Origin of the sequence: Pseudomonas sp. NFACC04-2, from assembly GCF_900119265.1 — a bacterium.
Classification (GTDB): Bacteria; Pseudomonadota; Gammaproteobacteria; order Pseudomonadales; family Pseudomonadaceae; genus Aquipseudomonas; species Aquipseudomonas fluorescens_AA.
The window spans coordinates 1-19,509 of sequence record NZ_FPJC01000012.1; the positions used below are offsets into that span (position 1 = coordinate 1).

The window sequence follows — 19,509 nt, forward strand, 5'->3', positions numbered from 1 at the left end:
TGCAAATAACTCTTAAATGGTGCACTCGACAGGATTCGAACCTGTGACCGCTCGGTTCGTAGCCGAGTACTCTATCCAGCTGAGCTACGAGTGCATTTGTTGCCGCGCATTATAGGTCGTCAAATCCTTTTGTAAAGCGCTTTTTTTCAGTAATTTCAATCACTTACTGATCAAGCCAGGTTATGACGCACTAAACGAATAATGGCGGAGAACGGGGGATTCGAACCCCCGACACCCTTTTGAGGTGTACTCCCTTAGCAGGGGAGCGCCTTCGGCCACTCGGCCAGCTCTCCGCAACACGGGGCGTATATTAACCACCTTCATCCCCGTTTGCAAACATAAAAATCGATAAAAATTAATGGCTTGGTTCGTCGTCCTTCTCTTTCTTGATACGCAGGTAGATTTCCTCCCGGTGTACAGCAACCTCTTTCGGGGCGTTGACGCCGATACGCACTTGGTTTCCTTTGACGCCGAGCACGGTCACGGTGATTTCGCCATCGCCAATAATCAGGCTTTCTGCACACCGACGAGTCAGAATCAGCATACCTTTCTCCTCACGCAATTCACTTAAGGGACAACAGTCTGCAAAAAAAAGGCATTGGACCTACAACCGAAACGGTCGAAGCCTACAGGCCTAGTATTGACCAGCGCGGGCAAAAGAACAGTTTTGGGACGCGCCGTTCAGAAAAACAGAGGGCGCGGTCCGGCCGCGCCCTCTGGATAACGCTTTACTCGCCCTGCTGGGCAGCAGCGTCGAGCTCGAAAGCCGTGTGCAGGGCGCGCACGGCCAGTTCCAGGTACTTCTCTTCGATCACTACGGAAACCTTGATTTCCGAAGTAGAGATCATCTGGATGTTGATGCTTTCCTTGGCCAGGGATTCGAACATGCGGCTGGCCACGCCCGCGTGGGAACGCATGCCGACACCGACGATCGAGACCTTGGCGATCTTGGTATCGCCCACCACTTCCCGGGCACCGATCTCGCCAGCGGTCTTTTTCAGGATCGCTTCGGCAGACTGGTAGTCGTTGCGGTGCACAGTGAAGGTGAAGTCAGTGGTGTTATCGTGCGAGACGTTCTGCACGATCATGTCGACTTCGATGTTCGCGGCACTGATCGGGCCGAGAATCTTGAACGCCACGCCGGGGGTGTCTGGCACGCCACGGATGGTCAGCTTGGCCTCATCGCGGTTGAAAGCGATGCCGGAAATGATCGGCTGTTCCATGGATTCCTCTTCATCAATAGTAATGAGGGTGCCCGGACCCTCTTTGAAGCTGTGCAGAACGCGCAGCGGAACGTTGTACTTGCCAGCGAATTCGACCGCCCGGATCTGCAATACCTTCGAGCCGAGACTGGCCATTTCCAGCATTTCTTCGAACGTGATCTTGTCCAGGCGCTGGGCCACAGGCACCACCCGTGGGTCGGTGGTGTAGACACCGTCCACATCGGTGTAGATCTGGCATTCGTCAGCCTTGAGAGCCGCTGCCAGAGCTACGCCCGTGGTGTCGGAACCACCACGGCCGAGGGTGGTGATATTGCCCTGCTCGTCCACGCCCTGGAAACCGGCGACAACCACGACACGGCCATCCTTCAGGTCGCCGCGAATCTTCTGGTCGTCGATCTGCAGAATACGCGCTTTGTTGTGCGCGCTGTCCGTCAGGATACGCACCTGGTTGCCGGTGTAGGACACCGCCGGCACGCCACGCTTGATCAGCGCCATGGCCAGCAAGGCGATGGTCACCTGCTCGCCAGTGGAAACGATCACGTCCAGCTCACGGGGAACCGGTTGCTGGTCGCCGCTGATTTGCTTGGCCAGATCGATCAGACGGTTGGTCTCGCCGCTCATTGCCGACAGCACAACCACCAGGTCATCGCCCGCTTCACGGAATTTCTTAACCTTGTCGGCGACTTGTTCGATTCTCTCGACAGTGCCGACCGAGGTGCCTCCAAATTTCTGTACGATCAAAGCCATTTCAAAGCCGCCTCTGCCCATGAAGGGCGCCCAATAAATCACTCAAACAGCGGCCAGGCTCGTCACTAGACCACGAGCCCGGCGACGCTGCCTTAAATACCCTGCTCTACGAATGCAACGGTCTGGGCCAGTGCCGCGTCCAGGGCGCCGACGTCGGTACCACCGCCTTGCGCCATGTCCGGACGACCACCGCCCTTGCCGCCCACTGCCGCAGCGGCCTGCTTCATCAAATCACCGGCCTTGAGTTGGCCAGTCAGGTCTTTGGTCACGCCTGCGACGAGAACGACCTTTTCCTCATGGACACTGCCGAGCAGGATCACTGCGCGGCCGAGTTTGTTTTTCAGTTGATCGACCAGCGCCAGCAGCGCCTTGCCATCCTGGCCATCCAGACGCACGGCCAGCACCTTCACGCCCTTGACGTCCACCGCCTGGGCCGACAGATCGTCGCCCGCGGCGCTGGCGGCCTTGGCCTGCAACTGCTCGAGTTGCTTCTCCAACAGGCGGTTGCGCTCCAGCACAGCCGACAGCTTGTCGATCAGGTTGTCGCGACTGCCCTTGATCAGGGTAGCCGCTTCCTTGAGTTGTTCTTCGGCCGCGTTGAGGTACGCCAGGGCCGCGGCGCCGGTGACCGCTTCGATCCGGCGCACACCGGATGCCACGCCACCTTCGCTGATGATTTTCATCAGGCCGATGTCGCCGGTCCGGTTGGCGTGGATGCCACCGCACAGTTCAACAGAGAAGTCGCCCATGCTCAGCACACGCACGCTGTCGCCGTACTTCTCGCCGAACAGCGCCATCGCGCCCTTGCGCTTGGCGGTCTCGATGTCGGTTTCTTCGGTTTCCACCGGGGAGTTCTTGCGAATCTCGGCGTTGACGATCTCTTCCAGCGCCTTGAGTTGCTCAGGCTTGATGGCTTCGAAATGGCTGAAGTCAAAGCGCAGGCGCTGACTGTCCACCAACGAGCCCTTCTGCTGGACATGCTCGCCCAGCACCTGGCGCAACGCCGCGTGCAGCAAGTGCGTGGCGGAGTGGTTCAGCGACGTGGCATGGCGCACCTCGGCGTCGACATGGGCGGCCACCGGGGCGGCGATCATCAGGCTGCCCGACGCCAGCACGCCGTGGTGCAGGAACGCGCCGCCGGTCTTGGTGGTGTCACGCACGTCGAAACGCGAGCTGCCCGCCTGCAGGTAACCGCTGTCGCCGATCTGGCCGCCGGATTCGGCGTAGAACGGGGTCTTGTCCAGCACGATCACGCCTTCCTGGCCTTCGCTCAGGATGTCGACCGATTGCCCGTCCTTATAGATGGCAACGATCTTGGCCGAGCCGGTGGTGCCGGCATAACCGGTGAACTCGGTGGCCACGTCTACCTTGACCAGGCTGTTGTAGTCCATGCCAAAGGAGCTGGCGGAACGCGCACGCACCCGCTGGGCTTCCATCTCGCGCTCGAAACCTTCCTCATCGAGGGTCAGGTTGCGTTCGCGGGCGATGTCGCCGGTCAGGTCCATCGGGAAGCCATAGGTGTCGTACAGCTTGAACACCACGTCGCCCGGGACCACGTTGCCCTTGAGTTCGGCCAGGTCCTGCTCGAGGATCTTCAGGCCTTGCTCCAGGGTCTTGGCGAATTGCTCTTCTTCAGCCTTGAGCACGCGCTCGATATGCGCCTGCTGGGACTTGAGTTCCGGGAAGGCGTCGCCCATCTCGGCCGCCAATGCCGCAACGATCTGATAGAAGAAGCTGCCCTTGGCGCCCAGCTTGTTACCGTGGCGGCAGGCGCGACGGATGATCCGGCGCAGCACATAACCACGGCCTTCGTTGGAAGGCAGCACACCGTCGGCAATCAGGAAACCGCAGGAACGGATGTGGTCGGCGACCACTTTCAGCGAGGCCTGGTTGTCGTTGGTGCAACCGATGGCCTTGGCCGACGCGCTCAGCAGGCTCTGGAACAGGTCGATTTCGTAGTTGGAATGAACGTGCTGCAGCACCGCACTGATCCGTTCCAGGCCCATGCCGGTGTCCACCGACGGCGCTGGCAGCGGATGCAACACACCATCGGCGGTGCGGTTGAACTGCATGAATACGTTGTTCCAGATCTCAATGTAGCGGTCGCCGTCTTCTTCCGGCGAGCCGGGTGGACCGCCCCAGATGTCGGCGCCGTGATCGTAGAAGATCTCGGTGCAAGGGCCGCATGGGCCGGTGTCGCCCATGGTCCAGAAGTTATCGGAGGCGTAAGGCGCGCCTTTGTTGTCGCCAATGCGCACCATGCGCTCCGCCGGGACACCGACCTCTTTGGTCCAGATGTCATAGGCTTCGTCGTCGGTGGCGTAGACCGTTACCCAAAGCTTTTCCTTGGGCAGGTTCAGCCACTTGTCGGACGTCAGGAAGGTCCAGGCGAAGGTGATGGCGTCACGCTTGAAATAGTCACCGAAGCTGAAGTTACCCAGCATTTCGAAGAACGTGTGGTGACGTGCGGTATAGCCGACATTTTCCAGGTCGTTGTGCTTGCCGCCGGCGCGCACGCACTTCTGGCTGCTGACCGCACGGGTGTAGGCACGTTTTTCCTGGCCCAGGAAGCAGTCCTTGAACTGGTTCATCCCCGCGTTGGTGAACAGCAGGGTCGGGTCGTTGCCCGGAATCAAAGAGCTGGAGGCTACTCGGGTGTGGCCTTGCTCTTCGAAGAAGCGAAGGAAGGCTTCACGGATTTCTGCGCTTTTCATTAGGTTCTTCCACGGAGGCTGCGGCCAAAGGCCTGTGCAAAACGTCAACAGACGAAGCAACGGCAAAGGGCCGCATTATATCGGCCCTGCGCGTGGGGTACAGCGTGTTTATACGATAGAAACTGTCAATTGCCCCGGTAAGCGGGTCATTGGCGAGAAAATTCGACGAAAGTGGCGATCACCTGATCGATTTGCGCCGCGCTCACGTCCATGTGCGTCACCATTCGCAGGCGTGGCGCCGCGCTGAGCTTGACGCCCCACTCATCGGCAAACGCCTTGATCGCCTCGGCCCGCTCGCCCATTTGTACGTAGACCATGTTGGTTTGCACCGGCTCGACCTCGTACCCCGCCCCACGCAAACCCTCGGCAAGCCGCTGGGCATTGGCGTGGTCATCGGCCAGGCGCTGGACCTGATGTTCCAAGGCATACAGCCCTGCCGCCGCGAGGATCCCGGCCTGGCGCATGCCGCCACCGACCATCTTGCGCAGCCGGCGGGCCTTGCCGATCAGCTCGACGCTGCCGCACAGGACCGAGCCCACCGGAGCGCCAAGACCTTTGGACAGGCACACCGATACCGAATCGAAATGTTGCGTGATTTGCCGGGCATCGACATTCAACTTGACTGCGGCGTTGTACAGCCGCGCCCCGTCCAGGTGCAGGGCCAGGCCATGCTCCTGAGTGAAACGCCGGGCCCGGGCCAGGTATTCCAAGGGCAGCACCTTGCCCTGCATGGTGTTTTCCAGGGCCAGCAGACGGGTGCGGGCAAAGTGGAAGTCATCGGGTTTGATCGCCGCGGCAACGTGCGCCAGGTCCAGGGAACCGTCCGCTTGCACCTCCAGGGGCTGGGGCTGGATCGAACCGAGCACTGCCGCACCGCCGCCCTCGTATTTGTAGGTGTGGGCCTGCTGACCGACGATGTATTCATCGCCGCGTTCGCAGTGGGCCATCAACCCCAGCAGGTTGCTCATGGTGCCCGACGGCACGAACAGTGCCGCGGCAAAGCCCAGGCGCCCGGCCAGTTCGGCTTCGAGGCGATTGACGGTCGGGTCTTCGCCATACACATCATCGCCGGTTGGCGCGCTGGCCATGGCATCCAGCATGCCGGCGGTAGGTTGGGTGACCGTGTCGCTGCGAAGATCGATAACACTCATGAATCTGGCCTCGGGTTCTGGTGGGGGAATTCCCTTTCGAAGGGCAATTACTGCGGGCATGGGCAGGAATAATCAAGCCTGGTCGACGGAAAGCCTGAAGATTATCCGGAACTCCTGTGGGAGCGAGCTTGCTCGCGATAGCGGTGGTTCAGCTTGCCTTGATGCTGGCTGCAATGGCGCTATCGCGAGCAAGCTCGCTCCCACCGTAGGTTATGTGTTAAAAATCCTCCGCTGCCAAAAACCATGGCGGCAAAAACGTTCTCAGGGCGGGGTGTAATTCCCCACCGGCGGTAATTGCACGCAACGTGCATAGCCCGCGAGCGCTTGGTGGTACACCGCTTTTTTTGGGTGTAGCGGCAAGGTCAGCAGACCCGGTGTGATCCCGGGGCCGACGGTCATAGTCCGGATGAAGAGAGAACGGGATTGGCACCCAAGGGCCGACTGCGACTGTCTTGTACGCGGCGTACCCTCGAATCCCCTTCGATTCATGACGCCCTGTTTTTCACACAAACAGGAACCAGAACATGCAACCCACCGCAATCGACAGCAAAAGCAAAAGTCATCCGGGCGAGCGCGTCGCGTTCATCCAGGCCTGCTGGCACAAGGAAATCGTCGACCAGAGCCGTAAAGGCTTCGTCGCCGAAATGATCCTCCAGGGTTACCAGGAAAGCGACTTCGACTTCTTCGAAGTCGGCGGCGCCTTCGAGATTCCGCTGCACGCCAAGCTGCTGGCCAAGTCAGGCCGCTACGCCGGCATCGTCGCCGCCGGCCTGGTGGTGGACGGGGGCATCTACCGTCACGAGTTCGTCGCCCAATCGGTCATCAGCGGCCTGATGCAGGTGCAGTTGGAAACCGAAGTGCCGGTGTTCTCGGTGGTGCTCACGCCGCATCACTTCCATGCAGGGGAAGAACATCAGAAGTTTTTCTTCGAGCATTTCGTGCACAAGGGCCAGGAAGCCGCGAAGACTTGCGCCGATACCTTGCACAAGACCCGGGCGTTGCGTCGCAGTGAGCAGCGGGCGGTAGCGAGCTAAACGTCACCCAAAAAACTGTAGGAGCGGGCTTACTCGCGAATGCGGTGTGTCAGTTAACCAATATTTTTACTGACACACCGCATTCGCGAGCAAGCCCGCTCCCACATTTGAAAGATGTGGCTTCAGGCCAGGTTTTCGTCAGTCGCCGGTACGATCAGGATCCCGGCCCGCAAGCCATTCTTGACCTTGGGGTTCGGGAAAATGATCCGGGCGCCCTCCTCTTCGATCACCCAGCGGGTCTGGGCGATGTCTTCGGCCAACACATAACCTTTTTCAAGCTCGGAGAAGTTCTCGATATCCGCCGGCAGGTTCAGGCGGAAGCTGTCGCTGTGCTTGATGATTTCCCGCGCCACGCTGAACAGCTGCAGGCCATCCAACCCTTCGTCCAGCTCAGGCTCGTTGCCTTCGATGATCTGTTGCAGGCGGGTTTCCAGCAGGCTGACGTTGACCCCGTCGTTCTGCCCGAATGGCCGGGCCTTGCCCAGCTCCAGGGTGAAGGACTCGGCGCCGAGCTGGTCGTAGGTGTAGGCACTGAAGACGATGGACGGCTTGTTCTGCAGCAACACCGCCTCCATGCCCGCGGCACGCAGGCGTGCCAGCTCACGGCGTGAATGCGCGCGGCCTTCCTTCCATGGGTAAAGGGCGAACTGCTCGATCTTCGAACCGCGGATAGCAGTGTGCAGGTCGTAATGCAGGCGGCTGCGCTCAGGTCGACTGAAAAAACTGGCGGCCAGCCGCTCCAACTCGCAGGCCCGCAGCGCTTCAGCACCGCCACTCAGCTCATGGCGACCGTTGAACAGCCGGTTGACGTCCTGTTCGACGAAACGCTCACCGCGCCGGATGGCCTCGGGGTTGCCGAACAGGAACAGAATGCGCGCCCGCGGTTTCAGGTCTCCACGGGCAATGTCGTGCAGCAGGCGGTCGAGCAATTCGATGGGAGCGGTTTCGTTGCCGTGGATACCGGCCGACAGCAGCAGGTCCAGGCCGTTATCCCGGGCTTCGGGCGGCTTGACCTCCAGCGCGCCCTCGCTCAACCAGCGCATCCGTACGCCTTCGACAGTCAGTTGAGTCTTCTCCGCCGGTTCACGGCCGGCGAGGGTCAGTTCAAGCAGTTTGCCGAGGGCGAGCATAGCGCGGTTTCCTTAATGGTCGTGGCCGCAATCCGGGCCATGGACATGGTCATCGTCGCCGACGTCCGCCGGTTCCATTTCCAGTTGCAGGCTGACCAGGTTGGTCGCCAATGGACGCAACAACAGGTTGGCGTATTCCTCGTCCCCTTCCTCGACATCGACGCCGATCAGCAACTGACCGCGGCCATCCTGCTGGATCCACAACTCCTTGCCTTGCCACATCACCGCGACACGGGTGCAGGAGGTTTCCAGTTGGGTGCCGTCGGTGTCTTCAAGGATCAGCTGCAGGGTATCGCTCATGTCTTTACGTTCTCGTCTGGGGATAAGGCAACGCGCCCTGCTTTGACTGTAGTCAGGTCGCGCGCGCTTTCAATTGATCTGGAAAGGATAAACCGCGCCAAGTTTAAGGATTTGTGTCAGTTCATCCAGCGCCCCACGGCATTCGAGCAGCAACTGCGGGTCTGCCAGGTCATTTTCGGTCATGCGGTCGCGGTAGTGCCGCTCGACCCATTGGGTCAGCGAATCGTACAGCGGCGCGGTCATGATAACCCCTGGGTTGACGGCCGCCAGCTCGGTTTCATTGAGGGCCACGCGCAATCTCAGGCAAGCCGGGCCGCCACCGTTCTGCATGCTTTGCTTGAGGTCGAAGACCTTCACTTCGCGAATGACCCCGCCAGCGCCCGTCAGGCCTTGCAGGTATTGCCAGACGCGTTCGTTGCCGCGGCATTCTTCCGGCACGATCAAGAGCATGGAGCCGTCGGGACGCGACAGCAGCTGGCTATTGAACAGGTAGGAACGTACCGCGTCATCGACAGTAACCGCCGAACGCGGCACGCACACCGACTGAAATTTCCCACCGATCTTGGCGAGTTTGCCGCTCAACTCGGCCAACATCTTGTCGGTCTCGAGAAACGCATCCTCGTGATAGAACAACACTTCACCGTTGCCCACCGCGATCACGTCGTTGTGGAACACACCCTGGTCAATCACCGACGGATTCTGTTGGGCGTACACCACGCCCTCCTCCCTCAGGCCATGCAGGCGGGCAACGGCCTGGGACGCTTCCAGGGTCTGGCGCGCCGGGTATTTCTGCGGTGCGGGATAACGGGTGTCGAAGGCGCTGCGACCGAAGACGAAGAATTCCACGCCGGCCTCGCCGTAGGCCCGGCAGAAACGGGTGTGGTTGGCCGCGCCTTCATCGCCGAACTGCGCCACCGCCGGCAAGGCGGCGTGATGGGCGAAGTGCTGCGAGTTGGCGAACATCGCCCCCAGCACGCGACTGGTGGTCGGATGCTCGATGCTGCGGTGGTACTTGCAGTTCAGGTTGGCTGCAGTGAAATGCACGCGACCATCGGCCGTGTCGGCGCTCGGGCTGACCGTGGCGGCGTTGGCCACCCACATGCTGGAGGCCGAGCAACTGGCGACCAGCAACGGCATCGCTTCCTTCGCGGCCTGCTGGATGACCTGGGCATCACTGCCGGCAAAGCCCAACCGGCGCAGGGCCGCCACGTCCGGGCGCTCCTGCGGCGCCAGCACGCCTTGCTGGAAACCCATGTCCATCAGCGCTTTCATTTTCGCCAGCCCTTGCAACGCCGCTTCCTTGGGATTGGAGGACTGCTGGCTGTTGCTCTGGGACGCGACGTTGCCGTACGAGAGCCCACCGTAGTTATGGGTCGGCCCCACTAGACCGTCAAAGTTGACTTCATAGGATTTCATCAGCGAGGCTCCACGAGAATCTGTTTTTTATAGGCATCAAATAACAACCGCATCGCGGCCTTCGCGAGCAAGCTCGCTCCCACATGGATTGCGCAAGACCCTGTGGGAGCGAGCTTGCTCGCGATCGGGGTTCACACCATTCTCACGCCGGGGGTCAGGGCAGCCGGCATGACGAGGCTCGGGGTCTCCAAGGAAGCCACCGGATACGCGCAATAATCGGCCGCGTAATAAGCACTGGCGCGATGGTTGCCCGAGGCACCGACACCGCCGAACGGGGCGCTGCTGGCGGCACCGGTCAGCTGTTTGTTCCAGTTGACGATACCGGCACGGCTCTGCAGCCAGAATTGCTGGTAACGCTCCTGGGAATCGGACAGCAACCCGGCGGCCAGGCCATATTGCGTATTGTTGGCCTCGGTAATGGCCGCTGCGAAGTCCGGGTAGCGGATTACTTGCAGCAACGGCCCGAACAGCTCTTCATCAGGACGCTCGGCCACGGCCGTCACATCCAGGATACCCGGCGTCAGCAAGGCCGCCTGGGGCTGCGGCTGGGTCATGGCCAACAGCGGCACGGCGCCTTTGCCCAGCAAATGGTTTTGTGCATCCATCAGCGCCTTCGCCGCGCCCAGGGAAATCACCGAGCCCATGAACGGTGCCGGTTGCTGGTCGAAGGCACCGACTTCAAGGGTCGAGCTGACCGCCACCAGGCGCGCCAGCAAGGCATCACCCCAGGCACCTTCCGGCACCAGCAGGCGGCGCGCACAGGTGCAACGCTGCCCGGCGGAAATGAAGGCGGACTGGATGATGGTGTAGACCGCCGCATCGACGTCCGCCACCTCATCCACCACCAGTGGGTTGTTACCGCCCATTTCCAGCGCGAGGATCTTGTCCGGACGCCCGGAAAATTGTTGATGCAGCAAATTGCCGGTGCGGCTGGAGCCGGTGAAAAACAACCCGTCGATACCTGGGTTCGCCGCCAGGGCGATACCGGTTTCCCGCGCGCCTTGCAGCAGGTTCAGCACACCCGCCGGCAGACCGGCCTCGACCCAGCATTTGACCGTCAGCTCGGCGACTTTCGGCGTCAGCTCGCTCGGCTTGAACAACACGCTGTTGCCGGCCAGCAGCGCGGGCACGATATGACCGTTGGGCAAGTGACCGGGGAAATTGTAGGGGCCGAAGACCGCCACCACGCCGTGGGGCTTGTGGCGCAGCACGGCGGTGGCGTCGCCCAGGGGGCCGCTCTTCTCGCCGGTCCGCTCGCGGTAGCTCTGCACCGAAATGGCGACTTTGTTGACCATGCTGGTCACTTCGGTCGCCGCCTCCCACAACGGCTTGCCGGTTTCTTCACCGATGCACTGGGCCAGTTCGTCAGCGTGGTTTTTCAGGGCCGCGGCAAAAGCTTCCAGCACCTGGATGCGTTCGTCCAGCGAGCGCCGCGCCCAATCCGGGAACGCCTGGCGCGCGGCCTGCACCGCCGATTCCACTTGCGCCGCCGTGGCGCCGTTGCCCGACCACAACACCTGCTGGGTCACTGGGTTCAACGACTCAAAGAGGTCGCCCTGGCCTTCCAGCCAGCTACCTGCGATGTACAACGACTTCATCATTTCGACTCCCGGGCAGCGGACAACGCGACGGCACGCACCTGGTCGCCAGCGTTGAGTTGAAGACGTTTGGCGGTCAGCGGATCGACCACCAGAGTGCCTGCGGCAAAACGCGCCGGTGCAGCGGTGATGCGGCAGTCTTCGCGCTTGCGGTTATGGATGAGGAACGGCGTGGCGTCATCGCCCGGCGTGCCGACGGCCAACACCAGCGCCTGGCTGTCGCGAATCGCGCGGATCTTGCCGGTTTCGCACTCCACCGCCGGGCCGGCGTCGAAGATGTCGACGTAACCCTGATAGCTGAAACCTTCGCTCTTGAGCATCGACAAGGCCGGTTCAGTATCCGGATGAACCTGGCCAATCACGGCCCGAGCATCTTCGGACAAGAAACAGGTGTACAGCGGGAACTTGGGCATCAGTTCAGCGATGAACGCCTTGTTGCCCACGCCGGTGAGGTAATCGGCCTGACTGAACTCCATTTTGAAGAAATGCCGGCCCAGGCTTTCCCAGAACGGCGAACGTCCGTTGTCATCGGACATGCCGCGCATCTCGGCAATGATCTTGTTGCCGAACAACTGCGGGAACTCGGCGATGAACAACAGCCGCGCCTTGGCCAGCATCCGGCCATTGAGGCCACTGCGGTAGTCGGCGTGGAGGAACAGCGAGCACAACTCGGAATTTCCGGTCAGGTCGTTGGCCAGGAACAGGGTCGGGATTTCCCGATAGATGTTCAATTCCTGTGAGGCACTGACCGTCAGGCCGACCCGAAAGTTGTACCAGGGCTCACGCAGCCCCACGGCACCGGCGATGGCGGAAATGCCCACCACGCGACCGTCATCGTCTTCAAGTACGAACAGGTAGTCCGCATCGCCGCGCCCGGCTTCGCCGCGAAAAGTCTTCTCGGCCCAACCGACCCGATGGGCCAGGCGCTCTTCATTGGCCGGCAAGGTGGTCAGGCCGGTGCCCGTGCTGCGGGCCAGGGCGATCAGAGCGGGTAAATCGCTGCTGCGTACGGGACGAACGATCATGCTATCTCCTCAAACGGGCCGCTCACGCCACCCGCGAAACTCAGCTGTAAGGCGTTAAACCGCAACCAGGCGCACGCTGGCACCTTCGCCAACGCCCAAGGCTTCGGCCGCTTCCATATCCAGGGTCACCGGTTTACCCGGCGCGTAGTCGAGTTCGAGCAGCACGGCGCGGTAATCCTGCAACTGGGCATTGGCCACCAGGTATTGGCGGCCGGCGCCCTTGACCGGTTCGCCGATCTTGACCGGCACCACGCGGCTCTGGGCGATCGAGCGGATGCCCGAGACGCGGGCATGCAGGGTCGGGCCACCGTCGAAGATGTCGATGTAGTGATCGGTCTCGAAACCCTCGCGCATCAGGATGTCGAAGGTGATCTGCGCCCGCGGATGCACCTGGCCCATGGCTTCCTGGGCGGCATCCGGCAACAGCGGCACATAGATCGGGTAATGGGGCATCAGCTCGGCGAGGAAGGTACGGCTCTTCAGCCCGCACAGACGCTCGGCGGCGGCGTAGTTGAGGTCGAAGAAGTTGCGACCGATGGCGTCCCAGAACGGCGAGTCGCCATTCTCATCGCTGTAGCCAACGATCTCGGTCACCACCGAATCGGCAAACCGCTCCGGATGGCTGGCGACGAACAGCAGCCGCCCCCGTGAGTTGAGTTCCGACCATGGCGAACCCACCAGTTCCGGCACCACGTAGAAACTGGTCAGCAGGCTGTTGCCGGTCAGGTCGTGGCATTGGGAGAGCACGTGGATCTTGTTGTGGATCTTCAGCTCACGGGAGGCGTGAACGAAGGTCTCGTTGCGAAAGCTGTAGAACGGTTCGGAATAACCGGCCGACGCGACGATGGCCGAACAGCCCGCCAGTTTGCCGGTCGCGGTGTCTTCGAGGACGAAGAAATAGCTCTCTTCGCCGTTGAAGCTGACTTCCGCGGCAAACGAGGCTTCGCTTGCGGCGATCTTGTCGCTCAGGCGTTCCACGTCATCCGGCAAGGAAGTGACACCGATCGGACTGTCCGCAGCCAGACGCTGTACCTCGCCCAGATCAGCCATTTGCGCGGGGCGCATCACCAGCATGGTGTCACTCCTTAACTTGAAATAAACGGTTCGACCATAAGGGTCGATACATGAAAAAAATACCGGACGACTACCGCATCCGTTCAAGCGTGGGAGCGGGCTTGCTCGCGAAGAGGCCATCACTTTCAACGAAGATGTTGACTGATCGATCGCCTTCGCGGGCAAGCCCGCTCCCACATTTGGATCCTGTCCGGCTCTAAGGGATCAGGCTTGCGTCAGCTTCGCCGCGGCGCGCTCGAAGCGGTCCAGGCCGGCGTCGATGTCGGCGTCTTCCACTACCAGGCTCGGGGCGAAGCGAATCACGTCCGGGCCGGCTTGCAGGATCATCAGGCCTTCTTGTTCGGCGGCGTTGAAGATGTCCTTGGCCTTGCCTTTCCAGGCATCGTTCAGCACGCAACCGATCAGCAGGCCCAGGCCGCGCACCTGGGTGAACAGGCCGTATTTCTCGCCGATCTGCTCCAGGCGCGCCTTGAACTTGGCGTGCTTGGTTTTGACACCACCGAGCACCTCAGGCGTATTGACCACATCGATCACCGCTTCGGCCACTGCGCAGGCCAGCGGATTGCCGCCGTAGGTGGTGCCGTGGGTGCCGACGACCAGGTGCTTGGCCAAGGCTTCAGTGGTGAGCATCGCCGCAATCGGGAAGCCACCGCCCAGGCTCTTGGCGCTGGTGAGGATGTCCGGGACCACGCCGTAATGCATGTAGGCGAACAGATGACCGCTGCGGCCCATGCCAGTCTGCACTTCGTCGAACACCAACAGCGCGTCGTGGGCATCGCACAGGTCGCGGGCGCCTTGCAGGTAGGCCTGCTCGGCCGGCAGCACGCCGCCCTCGCCCTGGATCGGCTCCAGCACCACGGCGCAGGTCTTGTCCGAGACAGCGGCCTTCAATGCGGCCAGGTCGTTGTAAGGAACGTGGGTGATGCCAGTAATTTTAGGCCCGAAACCGTCAGAGTACTTCGACTGCCCGCCGACGTTGACGGTGAACAGGGTGCGACCGTGGAAGCTATTGAGCGCGGCGATGATTTCGTATTTTTCGCTGCCGAACCGATCGAACGCAACGCGACGGGCCAGCTTGAAGGCGGCCTCGTTGGCTTCGGCGCCGGAGTTGCAGAAAAACGCGCGCTCGGCAAACGTCGCGTTGACCAGCTTGTGGGCCAGGCGCAGGGCCGGCTCATTGGTAAAGACGTTGGAGACATGCCACAGCTTGTTGGCCTGTTCGGTCAGTGCGCCGACCAGCGCCGGGTGGGCGTGGCCCAGTACGTTGACTGCAATACCGCCAGCGAAGTCGATCAACTCACGACCGGATTGGTCCCATACGCGGGAACCGGCACCACGCACAGGTATGAAGGCAGCAGGTGCATAGTTGGGAACCATAACCTGGTCGAAATCGGCGCGTTGTACCGCGGCTTGCTCAACGGACATCGGAGTCTCCTGATGAGGAACACCCGCCTGGAACTGGCGGGCTTGGTAAGGATTGTAAGGACAGTTTTCAGCCCGGCCTTGCCGCCAAGCGACAACTTCTTATAGCGCCAACCCACGTTTTGCGCGGGTTTACGGCAATGCGACAAATAGCGTCGCAAAGGCGCAGTTTAAACGTTGGCGCGGGGTTTGAGGCGCCTGCGTCCACATTTCCCTGGCCAGCCACAGCTGGAACTTGAGAGGAGTTATCTGTGGTGAGGGGATTTATCCCCGCTGGGCTGCGAAGCAGCCCCAAAAAAGTCCGGATGCGAAAATCTGGTGAACCGAGGCGGCAGGGATATGAAGGTTGCTGCGCAACCCAACGGGGATAAAGCCCCTCGCCACAGGGTGTTGTAGCAACCCTAGCCACAGGGAGTTGTATCTGCCCTAGCCGCAGATGTTGCTCCAGCCTAGCCCCGCTCGGAAGGCACCGACGACAATTCGAACGGGCTGCTGCTGCGTCGCTGGTTGCGGTCTTCCCGCGGCGTGGCGCCGAAGAAGTTGCGGTAGGCACTGGAGAAGTGTGGCCCCGAGGAGAAACCGCAGGACAGGCCGATCTGGATGATGGATTTGCTGGTCTGCATCAACATCTGCCGGGCCTTGTTCAGGCGCAGCTCCAGGTAATACTGGCTGGGTACGCGGTTGAGGTATTGCTTGAAGATCCGCTCCAGTTGCCGGCGGGATACACACACATGCTGGGCGATTTCGTCGGTGGTCAGCGGCTCTTCGATATTGGCTTCCATCAGCAGCACCGCCTGGGTGAGCTTTGGATGGCTGGAACCGAGGCGATTCTGCAACGGGATGCGCTGGCGCTCGCCGCCTTCACGAATGCGCTCGACCACCAACTCTTCCGACACCGCGCCGGCCAGCTCCGCACCGTGATCCCGGGCCAGGACCGCCAGCAACAGGTCCAGCACCGACATGCCGCCGCAAGCGCTCAGGCGATCGCGATCCCAGTCAAACAGATGACTGGTGGCGATGACCTTGGGGAAACGTTCGGAGAAGTCGTCCTGCCAGCGCCAATGCACAGCGGCACGGTAACCGTCGAGCAAACCCAGCTGGGCCAAGGGATAGACACCCGCCGACAAACCACCGATCACGCAACCGGCACGTACCAGTTGCTTGAGGGCGCTGCTCAGGGGCGAGGCCAGTGCGGTCGGCGGCTCATCGGCCAGCAGGAACAGCTTCTGGAACCCCTCGAGCTTGCCGGCCCAAGGCTCGCCCGGCAATTGCCAGGCGCCAGCGGCCGGTGGCTCGGCCTGCAAGAACGACAGCTCGTAGACCACATCCGGATGCACCCGCTGAGCGACACGCAAGGCCTCCTCGGCCAGCGCCAGCGTCAAGGCTTTAGTGCTGGGCCAAATCAGGAAACCTATTCGATGGGCAGTCATGGCGGGCGATCCGAAGCGAAAACAGTGTTAAAGCCAAAAGCGGCTGCAACCAAATTAGACCATCTGGCACGCGGTGCGCAGCATGACCCAAATCAGGTGCGTAACGGGAGCGTTACTTGAGGCTGCCCGAAAGAAATTGTTGCAGGCGCTCCGATTGCGGATTGACCAGCACTTCACGCGGGTTGCCGCTTTCTTCGACGATGCCTTTGTGCAGAAAAACCAGTTGGTTCGACACTTCGCGGGCAAAGCCCATTTCGTGAGTCACCACCACCATGGTCCGACCTTCCAGGGCCAGGGCCTGCATCACCTTGAGCACGTCACCCACCAGCTCCGGGTCCAGTGCCGAGGTCGGTTCGTCGAACAGCATCACCTCAGGCTCCATCGCCAGCGCACGGGCAATCGCCACGCGCTGCTGCTCGCCGCCGGACATGTGGCCCGGGTAGGCATCCTTGCGATGGGCCACGCCGACCTTGTTCAGGTAGTGCTCGGCCTTCTCCCGCGCTTCAGCCTTGGCCACGCCCAGTACATGCACAGGCGCCTCCATGATGTTTTCCAGCGCGGTCATGTGGGACCACAGGTTGAAATGCTGGAACACCATCGACAGCCGCGACCGCATGCGCTGCAGTTGCTTGGGGTCTGCAGCTTTCATGGCGCCATCCTTGCCGGCGACCAGTTTCAGCTCTTCGTTGTTGAGCAGAATCTTGCCGGCATGGGGCTGCTCGAGCAGGTTGATGCAACGCAGGAAAGTACTCTTGCCGGAGCCACTGGAGCCGATGATGCTGATCACATCGCCAGCGGCGGCCTTCAGGGACACGCCCTTGAGCACTTCGTGACTGCCATAGCGTTTATGCAGGTCTTGGACTTCAAGCTTGTACATGCGGTCGGTTCTCACAAAACGTCAGTCGTTGAGCAGTCGATCGGATCGATGCGTTATCAGTGCTTGCGCGGGGCCAGGTAACCCAGCCAGCGGCGCTCGGCCAGCTTGAACAGGCGCACCAAGATGAAGGTCAGGCACAGGTAGAAAGCGCCGGCCGTGATGTAGGCCTCGAACGGCAAGTAATACTGCGCATTCACCGTGCGCGCCGCGCCGGTGATGTCGATCAGGGTCACGATGGAGGCCAGGCTCGTGGTCTGCAACATCATGATCACTTCGTTGCTGTATTGCGGCAGCGCCCGACGCAAGGCCGACGGCAGCAGGATCCGGCGATACAGCTTGTAGCGCGACATGCCCATGGCCTTGGCCGCTTCGATCTCACCATTGGGCGTGGCCCGCAGGCTGCCGGCGATGATTTCGGCGGTGTAGGCGCTGGTGTTGATGGCGAACGCCAGGCACGCACAGAACGTCGCGCTGGACAGCCACGGCCAGAGGAAGCTTTCGCGCACGATCGCGAACTGCGCCAGTCCGTAGTAGATCAGGAACAGCTGCACCAGCATCGGCGTGCCGCGGATCACGTAGGTGTAGAGCCAGGCCGTCATGTTGACGATCGGCTGCTTGGACACCCGCATCAGCCCCAGGGGCAACGCCGCCAGCAGGCCGAAGAACAGCGACAGGGCCAACAATTTGAGGGTGGTCAGCAAGCCACTGAAATACAGCGGCAAGGCTTCATAGATGACGTTGTAGTCGAAGATCATAGATCAGCCGCCCTTACGCCTACCGAGTAGCGCTTCTCAAGGTGACGCAACGCCAGCAACGAGACACTGGTGATCACCAGGTACATCGCCGCCACTGCGAGGAAGAAGGTGAAAGGCTCACGAGTGGCATCCGCCGCCTGCTTGGCCTTGAACATCATGTCTTGCAGCCCCACCACGGAAATCAGCGCGGTGGCCTTGGTCAATACCAGCCAGTTGTTGGTGAAACCCGGAATCGCCAGGCGAATCATCTGCGGCACCAGCACCCGGAAGAACACCTGGAAGCCGCTCATGCCATACGCCATGCCGGCCTCGGCCTGGCCTTTGGGAATCGCCATGAATGCACCGCGAAAGGTCTCCGACAGGTACGCACCGAAGATGAAACCCAGGGTGCCGATACCGGCCGCCAGCGGGTTCAGGTCGATGTAGTCGTCATAGCCGAGCATCGGCGCCACGCGATTGAGCAAATCCTGGCCGCCGTAGAAAATCAGCAGGATCAGCACCAGGTCGGGGATGCCGCGAATGACCGTGGAATACAGGTCGCCCAGCCACGCCAGCCAGCGCACCGGAGAAAGGCGCAACGCAACGCCGATCAGACCCAGGACGATGGCCAGGGCCATAGACGACAAGGCGAGCTCAAGCGTCAACCATGCGCCATCGAGGATGACAGCCCCGTAGCCTTTCAACATGATTCAGGTCCTCGAAAGTAGGATGAAAAAATGGCGCAAACCGCAGAGATCCTGTTGCTTGCGCCATTTCGCACGAGTGGCGGGGCTTCGTTACTTGCCGTAGATGTCGAAGGCGAAGTATTTGTCCTGGATTTGCTTGTATTTGCCATTCTCGCGGATGGCGGTGATCGCGCCATTGATCTTGTCCTTCAGCGCATCGCCCTTGCGAACCGCGATACCGATGCCGTCGCCGAAGTATTTCTCATCGGTGAAGGCTGGACCTACAAATGCGAAGCCCTTGCCGGCATCGGTCTTGAGGAAGCCGTCATCCAACAGGGTAGCGTCTGCCACGGTGCCGTCGAGGCGGCCGGCGGCGACATCCAGGTAGATTTCGTTCTGCGAACCGTACGGCTTGATCTCGGCACCCAGCGGGGCCAGGACTTCACGGGCGAAACGCTCGTGGATCGAACCACGCTGCACGCCGATGTTCTTGCCCTTGAGCTCGGCCAGGTTATCGCTGACCTGGGTACCGGCCTTCATCACCAGACGGGCCGGGGTGTTGTAGTACTTGTTGGTGAAATCAACGGACTTCTTGCGATCTTCAGTGATGGACATGGACGACAGGATTGCGTCGATCTTGCGCACCTTCAGCGCCGGGATCAGGCCGTCGAACTCTTGCTCGACCCATACGCACTTGACCTTCATTTCTTCGCACAGCGCATTGCCGATGTCGTAGTCGAAACCGACGATGCTGCCATCCGGGGCTTTCGAGGCGAACGGAGGGTAAGCCGCTTCGATACCGATCTTCAGGGGTTTCTCATCAGCGAAGGTCGGCAGGGACAGCACGGACAGTGCCAGGGCGCCAAGCAGCACTAGTTTCTTCATCTTGGGACTCCATCGGTAAAGGGCAAAAACGGCAGAGTGAGCAACAGCCCAATATGCGAATGG

General features: G+C 61.1%; 17 protein-coding genes, 2 tRNA genes and 1 riboswitch. Of the genes, 1 reads left to right on the forward strand and 18 read right to left on the reverse strand.

What is annotated here, in order from left to right:
• Nucleotides 1–17: 17 nt before the first annotated feature.
• From BT125_RS16815 to ltaE, 6 genes are all read right to left on the reverse strand, one after another.
• Nucleotides 18–94: transfer RNA gene (locus tag BT125_RS16815), tRNA-Arg, on the reverse strand.
• Nucleotides 95–202: 108 nt separating this feature from the next.
• Nucleotides 203–293: transfer RNA gene (locus BT125_RS16820), tRNA-Ser, on the reverse strand.
• A 62-nt stretch (nucleotides 294–355) separates the two neighbouring features.
• On the reverse strand, nucleotides 356–544 hold the full coding sequence (csrA, locus tag BT125_RS16825) for a carbon storage regulator CsrA (RefSeq protein WP_003178872.1): 189 nt from the start codon (nucleotides 542–544) through the stop codon (nucleotides 356–358).
• A 184-nt stretch (nucleotides 545–728) separates the two neighbouring features.
• Nucleotides 729–1,970, reverse strand: coding sequence for an aspartate kinase (locus tag BT125_RS16830; RefSeq protein WP_072408594.1), 1,242 nt, complete (start codon nucleotides 1,968–1,970; stop codon nucleotides 729–731).
• 92 nt (nucleotides 1,971–2,062) lie between these two features.
• A complete protein-coding gene (gene alaS / locus BT125_RS16835) occupies nucleotides 2,063–4,684 on the reverse strand; it encodes an alanine--tRNA ligase (RefSeq protein ID WP_060741015.1) in 2,622 nt (873 codons plus the stop codon).
• 146 nt (nucleotides 4,685–4,830) lie between these two features.
• Nucleotides 4,831–5,835, reverse strand: coding sequence for a low-specificity L-threonine aldolase (ltaE, locus tag BT125_RS16840; protein ID WP_072408596.1), 1,005 nt, complete (start codon nucleotides 5,833–5,835; stop codon nucleotides 4,831–4,833).
• A 253-nt stretch (nucleotides 5,836–6,088) separates the two neighbouring features.
• A riboswitch (FMN riboswitch) is annotated at nucleotides 6,089–6,258 on the forward strand.
• 101 nt (nucleotides 6,259–6,359) lie between these two features.
• Here ltaE and BT125_RS16845 point away from each other — a divergent pair.
• Entirely contained in the window at nucleotides 6,360–6,869 is a 510-nt protein-coding gene (locus tag BT125_RS16845) for a 6,7-dimethyl-8-ribityllumazine synthase (protein WP_072408598.1), read from the forward strand.
• Between the two features lie 122 nt (nucleotides 6,870–6,991).
• On the opposite strand, the gene astE is transcribed toward BT125_RS16845, so the two are convergent.
• From astE to BT125_RS16905, 12 genes are all read right to left on the reverse strand, one after another.
• A complete protein-coding gene (gene astE, locus BT125_RS16850; RefSeq protein ID WP_072408600.1) occupies nucleotides 6,992–7,999 on the reverse strand; it encodes a succinylglutamate desuccinylase in 1,008 nt (335 codons plus the stop codon).
• A 12-nt stretch (nucleotides 8,000–8,011) separates the two neighbouring features.
• Nucleotides 8,012–8,299 carry a hypothetical protein gene (locus BT125_RS16855; RefSeq protein WP_003178862.1) on the reverse strand — a complete coding sequence of 96 codons (288 nt, stop codon included), beginning with the start codon at nucleotides 8,297–8,299 and terminating at the stop codon, nucleotides 8,012–8,014.
• Between the two features lie 69 nt (nucleotides 8,300–8,368).
• Nucleotides 8,369–9,715, reverse strand: coding sequence for an N-succinylarginine dihydrolase (gene astB / locus BT125_RS16860; RefSeq protein ID WP_072408602.1), 1,347 nt, complete (start codon nucleotides 9,713–9,715; stop codon nucleotides 8,369–8,371).
• A 131-nt stretch (nucleotides 9,716–9,846) separates the two neighbouring features.
• Nucleotides 9,847–11,316 carry a succinylglutamate-semialdehyde dehydrogenase gene (astD, locus tag BT125_RS16865; protein WP_170866845.1) on the reverse strand — a complete coding sequence of 490 codons (1,470 nt, stop codon included), beginning with the start codon at nucleotides 11,314–11,316 and terminating at the stop codon, nucleotides 9,847–9,849.
• Nucleotides 11,313–12,338, reverse strand: coding sequence for an arginine N-succinyltransferase (astA, locus tag BT125_RS16870; RefSeq protein ID WP_072408611.1), 1,026 nt, complete (start codon nucleotides 12,336–12,338; stop codon nucleotides 11,313–11,315). The genes astD and astA overlap by 4 nt, the downstream gene beginning before the upstream one ends.
• Before the next feature lie 54 nt (nucleotides 12,339–12,392).
• Nucleotides 12,393–13,412: an arginine/ornithine succinyltransferase subunit alpha gene (gene aruF / locus BT125_RS16875; protein WP_003178851.1), complete on the reverse strand. Its 1,020-nt coding sequence runs from the start codon at nucleotides 13,410–13,412 to the stop codon at nucleotides 12,393–12,395.
• 204 nt (nucleotides 13,413–13,616) lie between these two features.
• Nucleotides 13,617–14,837, reverse strand: a complete 1,221-nt coding sequence (locus tag BT125_RS16880) for an aspartate aminotransferase family protein (RefSeq protein WP_060741008.1) — start codon at nucleotides 14,835–14,837, stop codon at nucleotides 13,617–13,619.
• Nucleotides 14,838–15,283: 446 nt separating this feature from the next.
• Nucleotides 15,284–16,264 carry a GlxA family transcriptional regulator gene (locus tag BT125_RS16885; RefSeq protein WP_060741007.1) on the reverse strand — a complete coding sequence of 327 codons (981 nt, stop codon included), beginning with the start codon at nucleotides 16,262–16,264 and terminating at the stop codon, nucleotides 15,284–15,286.
• 112 nt (nucleotides 16,265–16,376) lie between these two features.
• Nucleotides 16,377–17,141 (reverse strand): ABC transporter ATP-binding protein, encoded by a 765-nt coding sequence (locus tag BT125_RS16890; RefSeq protein WP_053124413.1) that lies wholly within the window; start codon nucleotides 17,139–17,141, stop codon nucleotides 16,377–16,379.
• A 56-nt stretch (nucleotides 17,142–17,197) separates the two neighbouring features.
• Nucleotides 17,198–17,896: an ABC transporter permease gene (locus BT125_RS16895; protein ID WP_060741005.1), complete on the reverse strand. Its 699-nt coding sequence runs from the start codon at nucleotides 17,894–17,896 to the stop codon at nucleotides 17,198–17,200.
• On the reverse strand, nucleotides 17,893–18,582 hold the full coding sequence (locus BT125_RS16900) for an ABC transporter permease (protein WP_060741004.1): 690 nt from the start codon (nucleotides 18,580–18,582) through the stop codon (nucleotides 17,893–17,895). Before BT125_RS16900 ends, BT125_RS16895 begins: the two co-directional genes overlap by 4 nt.
• Before the next feature lie 90 nt (nucleotides 18,583–18,672).
• A complete protein-coding gene (locus BT125_RS16905) occupies nucleotides 18,673–19,446 on the reverse strand; it encodes an ABC transporter substrate-binding protein (protein ID WP_072408612.1) in 774 nt (257 codons plus the stop codon).
• Nucleotides 19,447–19,509 lie beyond the last annotated feature (63 nt).

Excerpts from the sequence above, each read along its gene's own strand:
- csrA (WP_003178872.1), bottom strand. The coding sequence starts at position 544 with ATGCTGATTCTGACTCGTCGGTGTGCAGAAAGCCTGATTATTGGCGAT.
- BT125_RS16830 (WP_072408594.1), bottom strand. The coding sequence starts at position 1,970 with ATGGCTTTGATCGTACAGAAATTTGGAGGCACCTCGGTCGGCACTGTC.
- alaS (WP_060741015.1), bottom strand. The coding sequence starts at position 4,684 with ATGAAAAGCGCAGAAATCCGTGAAGCCTTCCTTCGCTTCTTCGAAGAG.
- ltaE (WP_072408596.1), bottom strand. The coding sequence starts at position 5,835 with ATGAGTGTTATCGATCTTCGCAGCGACACGGTCACCCAACCTACCGCC.
- BT125_RS16845 (WP_072408598.1), top strand. The coding sequence starts at position 6,360 with ATGCAACCCACCGCAATCGACAGCAAAAGCAAAAGTCATCCGGGCGAG.
- astE (WP_072408600.1), bottom strand. The coding sequence starts at position 7,999 with ATGCTCGCCCTCGGCAAACTGCTTGAACTGACCCTCGCCGGCCGTGAA.
- BT125_RS16855 (WP_003178862.1), bottom strand. The coding sequence starts at position 8,299 with ATGAGCGATACCCTGCAGCTGATCCTTGAAGACACCGACGGCACCCAA.
- astB (WP_072408602.1), bottom strand. The coding sequence starts at position 9,715 with ATGAAATCCTATGAAGTCAACTTTGACGGTCTAGTGGGGCCGACCCAT.
- astD (WP_170866845.1), bottom strand. The coding sequence starts at position 11,316 with ATGATGAAGTCGTTGTACATCGCAGGTAGCTGGCTGGAAGGCCAGGGC.
- astA (WP_072408611.1), bottom strand. The coding sequence starts at position 12,338 with ATGATCGTTCGTCCCGTACGCAGCAGCGATTTACCCGCTCTGATCGCC.
- aruF (WP_003178851.1), bottom strand. The coding sequence starts at position 13,412 with ATGCTGGTGATGCGCCCCGCGCAAATGGCTGATCTGGGCGAGGTACAG.
- BT125_RS16880 (WP_060741008.1), bottom strand. The coding sequence starts at position 14,837 with ATGTCCGTTGAGCAAGCCGCGGTACAACGCGCCGATTTCGACCAGGTT.
- BT125_RS16885 (WP_060741007.1), bottom strand. The coding sequence starts at position 16,264 with ATGACTGCCCATCGAATAGGTTTCCTGATTTGGCCCAGCACTAAAGCC.
- BT125_RS16890 (WP_053124413.1), bottom strand. The coding sequence starts at position 17,141 with ATGTACAAGCTTGAAGTCCAAGACCTGCATAAACGCTATGGCAGTCAC.
- BT125_RS16895 (WP_060741005.1), bottom strand. The coding sequence starts at position 17,896 with ATGATCTTCGACTACAACGTCATCTATGAAGCCTTGCCGCTGTATTTC.
- BT125_RS16900 (WP_060741004.1), bottom strand. The coding sequence starts at position 18,582 with ATGTTGAAAGGCTACGGGGCTGTCATCCTCGATGGCGCATGGTTGACG.
- BT125_RS16905 (WP_072408612.1), bottom strand. The coding sequence starts at position 19,446 with ATGAAGAAACTAGTGCTGCTTGGCGCCCTGGCACTGTCCGTGCTGTCC.